The sequence below is a fragment of the Pseudomonas rhodesiae genome, from assembly GCF_007858255.1.
In the GTDB taxonomy this organism is placed as follows: Bacteria; Pseudomonadota; Gammaproteobacteria; order Pseudomonadales; family Pseudomonadaceae; genus Aquipseudomonas; species Aquipseudomonas rhodesiae.
On record NZ_VFEU01000011.1, the window covers coordinates 143,624 to 157,245 of the forward strand.

At 56.9% G+C, this 13,622-nt stretch carries 18 protein-coding genes; all 18 read left to right on the forward strand.

What is annotated here, in order from left to right; translation table 11 throughout:
* Positions 1-9 precede the first annotated feature (9 nt).
* The 18 genes from FIV35_RS17750 to terL all read left to right on the forward strand — a co-directional run bounded on the left by FIV35_RS17750 (position 10) and on the right by terL (position 13,572).
* On the forward strand, positions 10-453 hold the full coding sequence (locus tag FIV35_RS17750) for a DUF4054 domain-containing protein (protein ID WP_231980911.1): 444 nt from the start codon (positions 10-12) through the stop codon (positions 451-453).
* Positions 450-947 carry a hypothetical protein gene (locus FIV35_RS17755; protein WP_083377833.1) on the forward strand — a complete coding sequence of 166 codons (498 nt, stop codon included), beginning with the start codon at positions 450-452 and terminating at the stop codon, positions 945-947. The genes FIV35_RS17750 and FIV35_RS17755 overlap by 4 nt, the downstream gene beginning before the upstream one ends.
* Before the next feature lie 11 nt (positions 948-958).
* Positions 959-1,366: a hypothetical protein gene (locus tag FIV35_RS17760; protein ID WP_146375026.1), complete on the forward strand. Its 408-nt coding sequence runs from the start codon at positions 959-961 to the stop codon at positions 1,364-1,366.
* Positions 1,359-1,916: a phage neck terminator protein gene (locus FIV35_RS17765; RefSeq protein ID WP_083377835.1), complete on the forward strand. Its 558-nt coding sequence runs from the start codon at positions 1,359-1,361 to the stop codon at positions 1,914-1,916. Before FIV35_RS17760 ends, FIV35_RS17765 begins: the two co-directional genes overlap by 8 nt.
* Positions 1,900-3,030, forward strand: a complete 1,131-nt coding sequence (locus tag FIV35_RS17770) for a DUF3383 family protein (protein WP_083377836.1) — start codon at positions 1,900-1,902, stop codon at positions 3,028-3,030. The genes FIV35_RS17765 and FIV35_RS17770 overlap by 17 nt, the downstream gene beginning before the upstream one ends.
* A gap of 13 nt (positions 3,031-3,043) precedes the next feature.
* Positions 3,044-3,448 (forward strand): hypothetical protein, encoded by a 405-nt coding sequence (locus FIV35_RS17775; RefSeq protein ID WP_083377837.1) that lies wholly within the window; start codon positions 3,044-3,046, stop codon positions 3,446-3,448.
* Positions 3,445-3,891: a phage tail assembly chaperone gene (locus tag FIV35_RS17780; RefSeq protein WP_083377838.1), complete on the forward strand. Its 447-nt coding sequence runs from the start codon at positions 3,445-3,447 to the stop codon at positions 3,889-3,891. Before FIV35_RS17775 ends, FIV35_RS17780 begins: the two co-directional genes overlap by 4 nt.
* Before the next feature lie 226 nt (positions 3,892-4,117).
* Positions 4,118-5,659 (forward strand): phage tail tip lysozyme, encoded by a 1,542-nt coding sequence (locus FIV35_RS29780; protein ID WP_083377839.1) that lies wholly within the window; start codon positions 4,118-4,120, stop codon positions 5,657-5,659.
* On the forward strand, positions 5,656-6,276 hold the full coding sequence (locus FIV35_RS17790) for a phage baseplate protein (RefSeq protein ID WP_083377840.1): 621 nt from the start codon (positions 5,656-5,658) through the stop codon (positions 6,274-6,276). The genes FIV35_RS29780 and FIV35_RS17790 overlap by 4 nt, the downstream gene beginning before the upstream one ends.
* On the forward strand, positions 6,273-6,575 hold the full coding sequence (locus FIV35_RS17795) for a phage baseplate plug family protein (protein WP_083377841.1): 303 nt from the start codon (positions 6,273-6,275) through the stop codon (positions 6,573-6,575). The genes FIV35_RS17790 and FIV35_RS17795 overlap by 4 nt, the downstream gene beginning before the upstream one ends.
* Complete coding sequence (locus FIV35_RS17800) at positions 6,568-7,518, forward strand: baseplate hub protein (RefSeq protein ID WP_083377842.1); 951 nt, start codon at positions 6,568-6,570, stop codon at positions 7,516-7,518. The genes FIV35_RS17795 and FIV35_RS17800 overlap by 8 nt, the downstream gene beginning before the upstream one ends.
* A complete protein-coding gene (locus tag FIV35_RS17805; protein WP_083377843.1) occupies positions 7,515-8,171 on the forward strand; it encodes a Gp138 family membrane-puncturing spike protein in 657 nt (218 codons plus the stop codon). The genes FIV35_RS17800 and FIV35_RS17805 overlap by 4 nt, the downstream gene beginning before the upstream one ends.
* Complete coding sequence (locus FIV35_RS17810) at positions 8,168-8,533, forward strand: contractile injection system sheath initiator (RefSeq protein WP_083377844.1); 366 nt, start codon at positions 8,168-8,170, stop codon at positions 8,531-8,533. Before FIV35_RS17805 ends, FIV35_RS17810 begins: the two co-directional genes overlap by 4 nt.
* The gene (locus FIV35_RS17815) at positions 8,533-9,792 is read left to right on the forward strand and encodes a baseplate J/gp47 family protein (protein ID WP_083377845.1); all 1,260 of its coding nucleotides are present in this window, start codon (positions 8,533-8,535) and stop codon (positions 9,790-9,792) included. Before FIV35_RS17810 ends, FIV35_RS17815 begins: the two co-directional genes overlap by 1 nt.
* Positions 9,789-10,448 (forward strand): baseplate wedge 1 family protein, encoded by a 660-nt coding sequence (locus tag FIV35_RS17820; protein WP_083377846.1) that lies wholly within the window; start codon positions 9,789-9,791, stop codon positions 10,446-10,448. Before FIV35_RS17815 ends, FIV35_RS17820 begins: the two co-directional genes overlap by 4 nt.
* The gene (locus FIV35_RS17825) at positions 10,448-11,299 is read left to right on the forward strand and encodes a phage tail protein (RefSeq protein ID WP_083377847.1); all 852 of its coding nucleotides are present in this window, start codon (positions 10,448-10,450) and stop codon (positions 11,297-11,299) included. Before FIV35_RS17820 ends, FIV35_RS17825 begins: the two co-directional genes overlap by 1 nt.
* A gap of 216 nt (positions 11,300-11,515) precedes the next feature.
* Complete coding sequence (locus FIV35_RS17830; protein ID WP_083377848.1) at positions 11,516-11,965, forward strand: terminase small subunit; 450 nt, start codon at positions 11,516-11,518, stop codon at positions 11,963-11,965.
* Positions 11,962-13,572: a phage terminase large subunit gene (gene terL, locus FIV35_RS17835; RefSeq protein ID WP_083377849.1), complete on the forward strand. Its 1,611-nt coding sequence runs from the start codon at positions 11,962-11,964 to the stop codon at positions 13,570-13,572. Before FIV35_RS17830 ends, terL begins: the two co-directional genes overlap by 4 nt.
* Positions 13,573-13,622: the final 50 nt, after the last annotated feature.

A 13,622-nucleotide genomic window follows, 5' to 3' on the forward strand; every position in this document is an offset into this window, starting at 1 on the left:
GTCTGACCCGTGGCTGAACTGACCATTGAAGTGACGCCGGCGATCATTGCGGACTTCCGAGCGTTCTACCCTGAATTTTCGAATGTCACCGCCTGGCCTGATGCATCCATCACCCGGGCGCTGTACATCGCACGCGGCGAGTTTGGCGGCTGCGGTTGTGCTGGATGGGGCGACTACAAGCCTTACTCATTCCTCCAGCGCGGCTGGTTCGCCCTCGCAGCGCATTACCTGACCTGGAACAAGCTGGCGACCGACGCCACTACGGCAGACGGCAGCGCCTCAACACCCTACGCCCAGTCCAGCAAGAGCGTCCGTGATGAGTCGGTGTCCTACGCCATTCCAGGCGCGAATGACTCGCTTACAACCTGGGAAGCGGCCCTTGCCCTGACTCCATACGGCGTCGAGTATCTCCACCTGCGCTCTCGGGCCGGCATGGGAGCGATCTGCGTATGATCGAGCCAACCATAAGCATGATCGGTACGCAGCAGGTCGAGGAGGCGCTGAAGCAGCTCGCCAAGCGACTTGAAGGCCAGACCCGCGTTCTTGTTGGTGTTCCAGAAGGCGCAGGCTCATACGAAGATGGTTTGACCATCGCCACCATTGCCGCAGTGAACAACTTCGGATCGGCTGATGGGCATATCCCCGCGAGGCCGTTCCTTGAGCCTGCAATCACGAAGGGCGCGCCTCAGTACCAGCGCCTCGCCGAGATAATGATTCCCAAGGTTCTTTCCGGCTCCATGGCCATGACAACCCTGCTTGAACAGATGGGCAGCCTGGCCGAAGGGCACGTCAAGCAAGAGATAACCGAGCTGGACACGCCACCAAACGCACAGTCAACCATCGACAGAAAGGGCTCAAGTAGCCCACTGATCGATACGGGGGCTCTTCGCCAATCCATCCGCTACGTCATCGACGAGAGCACGGAACCACTCGAAGAGGGTTTGTGATGGGGCTCAACATGCGCGGCCACGTCAGCGGGCCATTCATCACCCACAAGGGTGTGGTGCTCAACCGCTACTCCAGCGAGATCGTGGACTTTGAACCGGTCCTGGCCATCACCTACACCGACGCGTTCGACGCAAACGTGCAGCCGGTCAGTGACAAGGAAATCGAATTTCTAAACATCGGCGCTGAGCGAATCAATGATGTGCGGGTGATCCACCGCAACGACGGTAAGGGTATCGAGGTTTCGACCCCCGGAAAGTTGGCCGACATCCTGGTATTCGCCGAGACGCCCGACAAGCCTGCAACCTGGTGGAAATCCATTGCTACCGACTACAGGCCCTGGCACAACTTCTGCCGCGCCGTGGTGGCCAAGCTTGACCCTGCCGAGATAGCCAGCCTGGAGGCGCACACCGATGCTTGACTCCAAAGCCCTATCCAAGGCGGTTTGCCGGATTGTCGTGGCTGTTACTGGCCTGCCGGCCGACAAGGTGATCCTTGCGGACAACAACACGGCGGCGCCATCTGGAAGCTACTGCGCGGTGCGCCTACAGAACCCTGAACAGTTCGGCCAGGCGCTCAACTCGCAAACCAACGTCCCGGCAATTGACGATCCTCAGTACGAGGACATCATCGCCAAGGTGGCTACCCAGTTCACGCTGGGGTTCAGCATCAACTTCTACCGGGCCGGCGCCGTGATGTATGCCGCCGCCCTGTGTGAGGCGAACAAGCGCGAACCGGTGAAGACCATCTTGCGCGCTGCAAAGCTTGGATGGTCCCGCGTGTCACCAATCAACAACCTGACCGGCCTATATCAGGCCGCCATGGAAGAGCGATCCCAACTCACCCTCTACCTGTATGGCGAATCCATCGCCGAAGACCGCGTACAGCGGATCTATCGCGCGGGCTTCTCCGTGCAAACCGAACAATCTGGCGCTGTCGCGCAAGGGGAAGTAAATGGCTTATCCGGCTGAAAGCATCATCAACATAACCACGCTGATCAATTCGGCCGGGCTTGGGACTTCCAACTTTGGCGCCGGCATGGTGTTCGCCGACTTTGATTCGTCAAGCGACGCGACGTTCGTGGCCGGCACCTACCGGGACTACGGCACAGCGGCTCAGGTAGCTGAGGATTTCAACATCGCCTCCGACCCATACGCCGCCGCACTTGCGTGGTTCTCGGCTATTCCCAAGCCGAAAACCCTGCGCATCTACCTGCGTATCGAAGAAGACACTCCTGTCGAGTCGCTGAATGATGCGATCAACAAAGGCATCTGGTTCTATTGGTTCGAATTCGAGACAGGTGTTCGCGCAGTCGATGCTGACGTGCTGGCCCTGGCTGCCGCCGGCGATGCCGCTGGCAAGTTCTTCGCCTACACCTCGAACCAATCCACCATCCGTGACCCATCAGTCACTACCGACATCGTCACCAAGGCTGTGACCCAGGGTTCCCGACGTGTGTTCGTAGCCAGCCATGCGACCGAACTGTATGAAGGCTTTGAAATTGCCGCGGTTTTCAGTCGAGTCAACTTCAATGCATCCAACTCGACCATCACTGGCGAGTACAAAAAGCTCCCTGGCATCGACGCCGAAAGCCTGACGCCGACAGCCTACAGCACTATGAAATCGAAGGGCGCAGTGTTCTACACCGTCGTCGAGACTGGTGGTGAGCGGGATAATGGCCGGGTCATCAATTCGAAAACTACGTCGACGTTTGGCGAATACATCGATGATGTGTTCAACCTGGACGCCTTCACCAACTTCATGACGGTGGCCCTCTACAACGCACTGACGAAAGTTCCGACCAAGCTTCGCCAAACCCCAGCTGGCCAGCAAGTGCTTATTGATGCTGCCGCTCAAGTGGGCGAAAAGTTTATCGGTAACGGCTACTTGGGTGAGCGCCTGTACCTCGACGACGAAACCGGCGAAGAGAAGCTGAGCCGCGGCTACGAGATCCTGACCAAGGCTGAAGACATTCTGCTGCTCTCCGACGCCGAACGTGCTGCTCGCGGTGCCGCACCGATCAGCATGCGCATCTTTCGCGCCGGTGCCATCCATACCGTCGATCTGACGGCCAACGTTGAATAAGGGGCGCTAGAGCATGTCACTGACTGATCTTTCTGTAGAAAACACCATCGTCGTCATCACCACCGTAGGCGTGATTGACGACTGGGGTCGCACAGACCCGCCATTCACCTTTGAAAATATCGACGACAAATCGACTCTGAGCCGCGGACTTGGTGGCAATGCTGTCAAGTTCACTCGCAAGAATCCAGGTCTGCGCGTGACTCTGAACTTGATGCCAGGCAGTCCGCAGGCGATCGCTCTGCAAGCTATGGTCAATTCTGGCATCGAAGCTTCTGGCTCTTATGCATCGATCGCCGGCCTAGAGGGCGCAGTATTTGCTGAGGGCGTGTTTACTCGCGGCAAGTCGATGGCCCGTGGCGGTCCAGGCATGAACGATGCGACCTTCATCGCCGAGTTCAACAGAGAGGCGATCGTATGAGTGATGCCGCATCGCATATCCGCACCATCACGCATGACGGGGTGACCTACCGTTTCGGCATGCCCAGCGCCGAGAAGCAGCGTGCAGTTCTGTTCCGCCTGGGGAAATACGGCGTAGAGCCAATGATCAAGGGCCTGGCCCTGGCTGAGCTTGGCGGCGCGTCGTCGTTCATCGTTGCCGGCGGCATCGTTGGCGCCATGCTCTCGCGTATGCCCGAGGACGACTTCAACTTCGTCTGTGACTCCATGCTGGGCAAGCTGTTCAAGGAAGGCAGCCAAACTCCGCTGACCATGGAAGACTTTTCCGGGCGCCTGAAGACCTACTTCACCATTGTGGTGCTGGCTCTCGGGAACGCCTTCGAGGATTTTTCCGGACTCCTGACCCCATTCCAGAAATCTACCGCTTCAGCCGAGGCGCCGGATTCGAGTCAGGAGAACGCCTAAACCCGGCTGTCGATTGGGAGCTGTGGCGCCCGTGCGTTGGTATACCAGGGCTTTGCCCGCCGCTTTGCACCTATAACCAGCTCACGGATGGCACCCATTCGCTTGGATGGGTTAAGCGGGCCAACCTGGTCATGGACGAAATGATCTACGCCAGTCACCTGGCTGAATCCAATCGACCGAAATAGCCCTGCACTCGCGGGGCTTTTGTTTTTCAAGGGGCTGAAATTTGAAAGTTCTCGAAAGCTTCTTGATCGCCCTCGGCATGAAGGTCGATGAAAAGTCATTCCAGAAGGCTGACGCGGCGTTTGGTGGACTAACCAAATCAGCCCTACAGCTTGGCGCCGTATTCGCTGGGAAGCTGGCGATCGATAAGGTAGTGGGAGATTTCAAGCAGGCCGGCACAGAGCTGAACAACTTCAACAAGCTGACCGGGCTTAGCACTCAAAACGTGCAATCCCTCGGACAGGCACTGAAGGCTCAAGGCGGAAGCGCATCTGATGCCTTCTCTGCGATGAAGAAGATTCAAGACCTGATGGCATCACCGATCACTGGTGATACCGGATGGTTTGGTGATGTCGCCAAGCTCGGGCTTGACCCTGACGTGATCATCGGTGCGAAGAACACGGCTGACGCCCTAGCCGGTATTGCCGGCGAGTTCGAACACATGAGCGCGCTCAACCAGCGCCTCGCAGGCCAGGCCCTTGGGTTGGACGACTCCACTGTTCGACTGCTGATGCGCGGCCGTGATGAGGTAGAGAAGCAGTTGGACTCCCGCGGCAAGCTTGCCGTGATGACCCAGAAGCAAATCGACGACTCGGCGCGCCTGACCAAGGCAACCAGCGAGCTTGACCAGGTGTTCACCGACATCGGCAACACCATTGCGGGCGAACTCACCCCCGCCCTGGCTGATATGGCCGAGGATTTCGTAGCGTTCTACCGAGACAACAAGGAGTTGGTTGACTCGGGCCTGAAAGAGTTCTTCGGCGGCCTGGCTGACAACATTGAGCTTGCCGCCATTGCCATGGCACTGCTTGGTGGTGGCGCTGCACTCAAGGGTTTGGCCGCTCTGCGCGCCATTGTTGGGCTTGGTGGCGTTGCTGCTGCCGGATCTGCTGGTGGTGCCGCGGCTACCGGTGGTGCGTCAATGCTCGCCGTTGCCGGCGGTAGCGCAGCAGCTCTTCTGTACTCCAGCAGCCTGAACAGCGGCGAAGACACCGAACTGCTGAACAACCGCCTTAAGAAAGGCGGCGGTGAGGCTATTGGCGCTGTCGTCGACTACTTCACTTCGAAAGGCTGGAGCAAGGAGCAGGCCGAAGGTATTGCGGCCAACCTGGAGGCGGAGAGCGGCTTCAAGGCCAATGCCTCAGGCGACGGTGGTCAGGCATACGGCCTGGCGCAGTGGCATCCAGACCGTCAGGCCGAATTCGCCAAGCAATATGGAAAAGACATTCGCAATTCTACTGGCGCCGAGCAGCTTGAGTTCATCAATCACGAACTCACCCGCGGCAACGAGAAGTCTGCCGGCAACAAGCTTCGCGCCGCTACCAGCTCCTACGATGCTGCCTCGATCGTCTCCCGCGAGTATGAGCGGCCTGCTGATGCAGCCGGTGAGGCATCTAGGCGCGGGGCAAGCGCGGCCGGATACACCGACAACCGCGTGTACCACATCAGCGGCGCCGACACAGAGAAGGTCAAGCAGGTGCTCAACGAGCAAATGGGCCAGATGACCGAGCAGACCATGCAGGACTTCAAGAGCCCAGAACTATGAGCCTGATGAGCATCTTTACCAAGACACTGCCGAAGATCGGCCCTCTTGAGTTCGACGCAAAGCTGGAAGGGATCACAAGCAAGGCCATTACCCTGACCCAGTACCCGGTGGAGTTCGGTGCCAACACCAACGACCACGCGATTCTCATGCCGAACCGATACCTGCTGACTGGCGCCGTATCGAATAGCCCTCTCGGTCTCGGCCTGGATGACATCGGGATGATGGGCGCCGGCGCGCTGGCAACAGTCGTGGGCGGAGTTGGTGGCGCGGCGATCAGCGCTGTATCTGCCTACCTTTTATCCGGCAGCGACGATACCAGGGCCTCCACGGCCTGGGCGTCACTCACTGCGATCCAGGAGGCCCGCGCCAAGTTCGACCTGGATACCGGCAAGGAAATCATGCGGGACATGATGATCATTCGGCTTGACGAGCGTACGCGGCCCGAGAACGAGGATGGTCTTGTTTTCATCGCTGAGCTTCAGCAGGTCAGGATCGTAAAGTCTCTGCTTGGTCGCGGGGTCAATTCTGCTGATCAGCTCATGCAGAACGACACTGTTTCCACTCAAGGCGCGCCAATGGTCACCACGGGTGATGCTGCCGTGGAGGTCATCCAATGAGCCGGTATAGCGTTTCTGTGCAACCCCTGCCGGCTCAGACGCTGGTGGCGAGGCTCGGCAAGAACTCACTCACTATCGAGCTGCAGTGGATGGTAAGGCTTGGGGTCTTCCGGATGAATATCTTCACGGCTCTTGGCGTTCCGCTGACAAGTGGTCGGTTCCTCTTGCCGAACGTCGATCTTCTATCTGGACTTTACCCGCCGCCGGCGATCCGTTACGGCTCCCTGTCTCTAGTGGGCAGCCTGGCTACCCCGGACAACCTGGGCGTGGACAATACTTTGGTGTGGTCAGATGAATGATGAAATATTCCTGCGCAACTACCGGCTGAAGATTGGGCGAAGTACCGGTTCGAAGGTCTACGAAATGAGGCCCGGCGAGGAAAACCCCAGCGAAGATGGGCTTCGCATTACCTTTCAGGTCACACACTTCGCCGGCGGTGCCTTCAGCGTGGCCGAGATCACCATCTACAACGTTTCGCGGTACTCATCTCGGCAGATGCTTGGAGATGGATCCGCAGGAAAATATGAGTTCATTACGCTTGAGGCTGGGTATGACGGCCTATTTGGGTCGATTTTTTCCGGCCAGATAACGAACGCCCAACTTCACCTTGAGGATGGCGGCGCTACCCGTGGGATTCGCTTCTTCTGCAAGTCCTCAGCCAAGGAGCGCGATCAAAACCTGATCAACCTCACGTTGTCGCCGGAAACTGATCCTGTTCAGATCATCGAGGAATGCGCCTCGGTGTTCGGCGCAGAGATCCAGTTCTACGGTGACTTCTCAAAGCTCAAGCGTCGATCAAGGGGCACTGTATTACAAGGCAGTCCAACCGCCTGCATGAATGAGCTGGCCGAGACCTTCGCCTTCGATTGGATGGTCGAGAACGGCGCGACCAAGATCATCAAGCGAGACTTTGCGCTGGATAATCAGGTCTACGTGATCAGCGCCGGCACTGGGATGATCGGCTCCCCAGTGGTCAGCGATACCGAAGTCGGCATCCGTTACACCCTCAACCCCAAGATCAAGCTCGGCGACACAGTCAAGCTTGAATCTATGGCGCCTCGCTTCGAGTTCTCTGGGGCTTTCTTCTACGACGTGCCTCGCACCATTGGCGAGGGTTATTACAAGGTCAACTCTCTAGTGTTCGCCGGAGACTCCCATGGCGATCAATGGGAAAGCCAGATCAGCTGCCTACGCCTAAGTGCGGCGGCCCAGGCCGGTATTTCAGAAAGGGCAACCCGATGAGTGATCCGCTCTCCTCAAGAACGCAGGCTGAATACTCCAAGATGCTGCGCGGGATATTCGGCGAGTACCTGAAAGACAACATGCGCACCAGCGTTCCTGGTCATGTCCTGAGTTTCGACCCGGCCACGCAGATGGCAGAGGTTCAGATCGGCCTGATGCTGGAAGACCGCCTTGGCTCGCAGCAACCGCGCCGTCCAATCATCCATGTTCCAGTTCAGTTCTGGGGCGCCGCCGGCGGCACGCTGGAATGCCGGGTGGCAAGCGGCACTGAGGGAGTTCTGTTCTTCTCGCAAGAGTGCATCGACTCATGGGTCGACCAAGGCGGGGTGGCTGTCAAGTCAGAGCCTCGGCGCTTCTCGATCAATGATGCCTACTTCATCCCTGGGGTTCGGTCCATCCCCGGCGCGATCGGTGACTTCTCCAATGATGGAATACGCCTGCGCAGCAACGATGGTTCGGCTTATTTCTGGATCCACGACAACAAGGCGCTGGAGATTGGGGGTGTTTCGCTGAACGTGAAGTGCCCAGCAAACTTTGAACAAGCGGTCACCACTTCGACCACGATCCATAACCAGGGTGTGAACATCGGCAGAACGCACACCCATAACGGTGTTCAGTCAGGAAGCGGGAACTCTGGAGTAGTGAACCCATGACGGTACGAAAACTGGACGCCACCGGCGACCTTGCGCTGGGGCCGCAGGAATTCCTGACAGGCTACACCGCTGAGGAAGTCGCGCAGAACGTGGTTACCCGCCTCAAATTCTTCTTGGGGGAATGGTTCCTTGACACCACTGACGGCACGGATTGGTTCGGAAGCGTGCTGGGAAAAGGGTCTGTCCTGGCGTCTCGTGAGTCGGTGATTCGTCGCCGCATCCTACTGACGCCCGGGTGCGCGGGGATGACGGCCTTCAGTCTTACCACGGACATTGCCACGCGCCAGCTCACCGTCACCGCGTCAATCGTCAGCACTTCAGGCGATAACGCAGAAATCAATTATGTTCAGGCGATCGTCTAATGGCTCAAATCACCGATCAAGGCATCACTGGGCGCTCACTTAATGAGTACCTTGGCGACATTAAAGAAAAGACGCTGGCGATTGACCCTGAATGGAACATTGACCCAGACAGTCCGGATGGCCAGCGAGTCGGAATCGAAGCCGAGATGTTCGCCAACCTCGACGAGGCGGTAGTCGCGGCATATCGCAGCAAGGATCCGGATAGCGCCACCGGTGAAGCTCTTCGCAACATTGGGAAAATATCAGGCATACCGATCCGTGATGCGACCTACTCGGTAGCACCAATCACTGTTACCGGACAAACCAGTACCCCAATACCAGTCGGCTCTCAGATCAGGAGCCGCATCGACAACACCCTTTGGCTGACGACTGCGGCGATTGTTATTGGCGTTGGTCAGACTGCAAGCGGCTTTGCTACATGCACTACTCCAGGGCGCGTGCTGGCCTCTCCCGGTGATTTGACGATTATCGGCACGCCGATCGGTGGCTGGTCATCTGTTACCAATGGCGAGGCAGCGGCAGGAGTTCCAGCGGAGAGTGACGAAGACTTCAGGGTGCGCAGAAACAACGGAGTCTCCCGAGCCGGCAGCAACATGCGGGACAACATGGAAGCCAATATCGCCAGCGTCTCCGGTGTTACTGACGTAAAAGTCCTTGAAAACAGTAGCGACTCGCCTTTCGACATTGACGGAGTGCCATATACCGGAATTGCGGTGATTGTGAATGGAGGGACTGACGCCGATATCGGCATGGCCATGTACCAGAAGCACAATCCGGGAACGCCAATGCTTCCGCGCTACAGCGCCAAGACGGACACCTGGATCGATGCTCCTGGAGCGAATGGCGTCAAGGTAGACGTGGTATCGCCGGTGACAGGAAACAAAGCTGTCATGACTTTTCAGCGAGCCACGGGGTTGCCGATCTTCGTCGCTCTTGCCATTCAGAAGGAAGGTGACCTTCCTAGCGATATCGAAACACAGCTCAAGAACGCTATTGTCGCTGACTCAACGCGAAGCCTGTTCAATGGTGAAACCACTACCGGCTTCAACAAAGGCGGTTATGACATTGGTGAAAAGGTAGTTCAGGGCCGTCTGTACACCCCAGTGAACAAGATTCTCGGGAAGTACGGAGATAGCTATGTGACGTCACTAACTATAGGCCTGAGCGCAGGGTCCCAAGGGCTTACGCCGATTCAGCCGACCATCTCGCAGATAGCTACTTTTGACGCCGACAACATCGCGGTTACGGTGATCCCATGATCATGGACCATGCTGAAAGAGCCAAGTCGCGGATCATCAACGAGTATCGCGACAAGCAGAGAATGGTCCGATGGCTGACTATTACCCCTGAAATTGCCAACCAGCGCTTGGAAGCCCCAATTGAAGTTGTGTACGGCAGCTATGACGTGGACACCGTCAGCGGTCACATGCTTGAGGTGATAGGGCGAATAGTTGGTGTTTCCAGGCCTATCTTGAGAGCGGCTGAATTCGATGTTTTCGGTTACCTGGGAAACGATAGCTACACCAACTACAACATCGCGCCATATATCGGTGATGGCGAAGCTTTTGACGCGCCGCTGAATAACGACCTCTACCGCAAGCTGATCAAGGCGAAAATCGCCAGAAATATAAGCGACGGAACTGCCGACAGCATCATTCAGCTGTTGGAGATCATCATCGGAATGAAGGTTACGGCACTGGTTGATAACGGCGATAAGTCATTTGATATCGGAGTTGCGGCCCAACTCGACAACACCACTCTCTACCTTATTCATAACTTTGACCTGGTCCCAAGGCCGCAGGGCACAAGGATAGGTCAGGTGTTCGTTCTTCCGCTGAACATAGGCGAAATTGAGTACTCGTCAGATCGAATCTACGAATACGCAAACTTCACCCTCCCCGGAGATTTAGACTGATGCCAAGACAGCCTTTCAATACGCGCTGGGCGCAAGGTGTTGAATCCGAAGATAACCTCAACACCTTCAAAGACCCCGGAGCTGTACGCGTCAGCACTGGCTGGGAGGGCGGCCAAGATAAGGACGCTCCACCTGCTGGGCATGAAAACTATTGGCACAACCGTGTAGATAGCGCCCTGCAGGGAATCGAGCGAACTGGCGTGATGACCTACCACTCCCAAGCTGTTTATGGGATTGGATGCCCTACATACGCACCTGACGGGAATTATTACGAAAGCCTGGTAGCCAACAACACTGGCAACGATCCCGCAAGCACAAGCGGATACTGGAGATTTATCGGGTCCTCGTTTTTTTCTGGCTCCGACCCCGGAGACATCAAAATTGTCGGACACAACAATGTTCCATCTGCAGGATGGCTTAAGTGCAACGGAGCAGCGGTTTTGCGCGCTTCGTACCCAAGGCTTTTCGAGCAGATCGGAACAATTTGGAATATCGGCGGAGAATCTAGCCTTCAGTTCCGAGTTCCGGATTTTCGAGGTGAATTTCTGAGGGGGTTTGATGATGGAAGGGGCGTGGATACATCGAGGCAATTTGCCTCATTCCAAAAAGGCACTCTTGTTTCTTTTGATTCGACCATCGAAACAACTTCTGTGGTCGGGTTGAGGAATGTCAGCGTCAGTCCTGAGCAAAACTATAGGGACTTCATTGGGGCGGATCGGCCAAATAACGACTATCCCGGGGCGGTTTTGGCCGCAACAGGTGGTAGCTCGGGTTCGATAGAGTCAACCCCAAACAACTTTGGTGTTACGCGCCCAAGAAACAGGGCCGTTAACTTTTGGATTAAGTACTGATTATGCAAAAACTACATCCAGGCCAAAAGATCGTGTACCAGGCAGATGCAAATGGTCTTTATGTTGGAGAGACCACGGCTGACCCTGACCCGCAGAACCCCGGCCAATGGCTGATCCCGGCCGGCTGTTGTGATATTGCGCCACCCACTCTGACCTTTGGGAAAATACCCAAATGGGTCGGATATAAATGGAAATTGATCAGCCCGTAGGTGAAATATGGAACGCAAGCGCAAGCGTCACTTCAGCGACAAGATGGAAAAGTTCTGTCTTGCGTATGTCGAGACAGCCAATGCCGCCGAGTCCTATCGAATCGCCTACAACACCGAAAAAATGGCAACCGCCACCATCGGCCGCGAAGGCTACAACACTCTGCAGAAACCCCAGGTTCAGACCAGGCTCGAAGAATTAAGGAAGAAAGTCATGGAGCGTCACGAAATCACCGTGGACACGCTCCTTGCCGAACTTGAGGAGGCGCGCAAGGCGGCGCTCGGCGCTGAAACACCGCAAACCTCTGCGGCTGTCTCCGCCACCATGGGCAAGGCCAAGCTACTGGGCCTTGACAAGAAGATCGTGGAGCTCACCGGCAAGAACGGCGCTCCGATTGAAACCAGTTCTACGGTCACGGTCGACCAGAAGGCGTTGAGCTCTGTGCTGGGCTGCCTATGAGCAAGCTGCTCGACTGGGATGTAATGAGCAGCGCAGAACGACAAGCAGCAAAACTCATCAGCGAGCATTCACCGCTGTCGTTCATGCGCGTTTTCTTCCAGCTGAACCAGGGCATGAAGATGCTCTGCAACTGGCACCACCGCTACATGGACCACACAGCATTGAGGGTGCTTTCTGGCGATCTGAAGAACGTAGTTTTCAACATGCCGCCCGGCGGCACCAAGACCGAATTCTGGTCAATCCATGTGCCTTCATACGCCATGACCAAGTTCGACCGCACGCGCACGCTCAACGTCTCCTACTCCAAGGCTTTGGTTGAGGAAAACTCGAACCGCATCAAGTCGATAATCACCAGTAATGAATATCAGGATTTGTGGCCGTGCGACCTGGGGAAGGCCGATGTGGCCAACTGGGTCATCACCGACGAGCGCGGGCGCAACAAGCATCAGATATTCAGCAGATCCACTGGCGGCCAGATCACCGGTGTGCGTGGCGGCTACATCTCAGAGGGCTTCACCGGTTTCATAAATCTGGATGATCCGGAGAAGGCCGATAGCGCCTTCAGCGCAACCATGCGGGCCAAGGCCCAGCGGATTGTCACCAATACCCTGCGTAGCCGCCGGGCATCACCAGACACGCCTGTCATCTGCACGCAGCAGCGCCTGCACACCGATGACGTGTCGGGCTTCCTGCTCAAGGGCGGGATGGGTCTGGACTTCGCGCACATCAAGGTTCCTGCGCTGGTCACCCGCGAATACATCGCCAGCTTGCCGGATGAGATCCGCGAGCACGCCGAGCGTGATGTTTTCGGCGCCCCGTCAATCGTCCGCGGCGGCGTCGAGTATTGGTCGTACTGGCCGGCCAAAGAAACTGTCGTCGACCTGATGGCGCTGTGGGATCGTGACCCATACACCATGGTCAGCCAATACCAGCAGGAGCCGGTGGCGCTCACTGGGGGCATGATTGATGCCGACTGGTTCAAGACATACGAGCAGTTGCCTTTTCTGGTTTGGCGCGGCGTGTACGTCGATACCGCACAGAAAACGGGCGAGCAGCACGACTTCTCGGTGTTCAACCATTGCGGCCTGGGGGTTGACGGAAACCTCTACATCATCGATGTGCACCGCGGCAAATGGGATGCCGGCGATCTTGAAACGGAAGCCCTACGCATCTGGCAGAAGTGGAGGGATTGGGATCCGTTCCGGCCCGCCGTGCTGCGATATATGCGGGTAGAGGATAAATCGTCAGGCACTGGACTGATTCAAACCATCAGCAAGAAAGGCTCCATCCCAATTGAGCCTCAGCCCCGCGGACCGGCGGCAAACAAGGTTACCCGATGCATGGATGCGGTGCCTTGGATCAAGTCCGGCCGAGTTTTCGTGCCAGCAATTTTCGATGACCAGGGACGAAAGATAGAGCATGTGAAGGATCATCGCGGCGAAACAATCGCCAGCACCGACTGGGTCGCGCCTTTCCTTACAGAGGCATCAGCCTTCACGGCCGATGACAGTCACGACCACGACGACCAGGTAGACACCATGTTCGACGCAGTCGCGGACATGCTCATCAGCAACAGCGGCGATTTCTTCTCCAGCAACTGGCTTTAACCCAAAACCCTAACCCGCCCCAACTTTCGTTGGCCGAACTCGGCTGCGCT

Excerpts from the sequence above, each read along its gene's own strand:
- FIV35_RS17755 (WP_083377833.1), top strand. The coding sequence starts at position 450 with ATGATCGAGCCAACCATAAGCATGATCGGTACGCAGCAGGTCGAGGAG.
- FIV35_RS17760 (WP_146375026.1), top strand. The coding sequence starts at position 959 with ATGCGCGGCCACGTCAGCGGGCCATTCATCACCCACAAGGGTGTGGTG.
- FIV35_RS17765 (WP_083377835.1), top strand. The coding sequence starts at position 1,359 with ATGCTTGACTCCAAAGCCCTATCCAAGGCGGTTTGCCGGATTGTCGTG.
- FIV35_RS17770 (WP_083377836.1), top strand. The coding sequence starts at position 1,900 with ATGGCTTATCCGGCTGAAAGCATCATCAACATAACCACGCTGATCAAT.
- FIV35_RS17775 (WP_083377837.1), top strand. The coding sequence starts at position 3,044 with ATGTCACTGACTGATCTTTCTGTAGAAAACACCATCGTCGTCATCACC.
- FIV35_RS17780 (WP_083377838.1), top strand. The coding sequence starts at position 3,445 with ATGAGTGATGCCGCATCGCATATCCGCACCATCACGCATGACGGGGTG.
- FIV35_RS17790 (WP_083377840.1), top strand. The coding sequence starts at position 5,656 with ATGAGCCTGATGAGCATCTTTACCAAGACACTGCCGAAGATCGGCCCT.
- FIV35_RS17795 (WP_083377841.1), top strand. The coding sequence starts at position 6,273 with ATGAGCCGGTATAGCGTTTCTGTGCAACCCCTGCCGGCTCAGACGCTG.
- FIV35_RS17800 (WP_083377842.1), top strand. The coding sequence starts at position 6,568 with ATGAATGATGAAATATTCCTGCGCAACTACCGGCTGAAGATTGGGCGA.
- FIV35_RS17805 (WP_083377843.1), top strand. The coding sequence starts at position 7,515 with ATGAGTGATCCGCTCTCCTCAAGAACGCAGGCTGAATACTCCAAGATG.
- FIV35_RS17810 (WP_083377844.1), top strand. The coding sequence starts at position 8,168 with ATGACGGTACGAAAACTGGACGCCACCGGCGACCTTGCGCTGGGGCCG.
- FIV35_RS17815 (WP_083377845.1), top strand. The coding sequence starts at position 8,533 with ATGGCTCAAATCACCGATCAAGGCATCACTGGGCGCTCACTTAATGAG.
- FIV35_RS17820 (WP_083377846.1), top strand. The coding sequence starts at position 9,789 with ATGATCATGGACCATGCTGAAAGAGCCAAGTCGCGGATCATCAACGAG.
- FIV35_RS17825 (WP_083377847.1), top strand. The coding sequence starts at position 10,448 with ATGCCAAGACAGCCTTTCAATACGCGCTGGGCGCAAGGTGTTGAATCC.
- FIV35_RS17830 (WP_083377848.1), top strand. The coding sequence starts at position 11,516 with ATGGAACGCAAGCGCAAGCGTCACTTCAGCGACAAGATGGAAAAGTTC.
- terL (WP_083377849.1), top strand. The coding sequence starts at position 11,962 with ATGAGCAAGCTGCTCGACTGGGATGTAATGAGCAGCGCAGAACGACAA.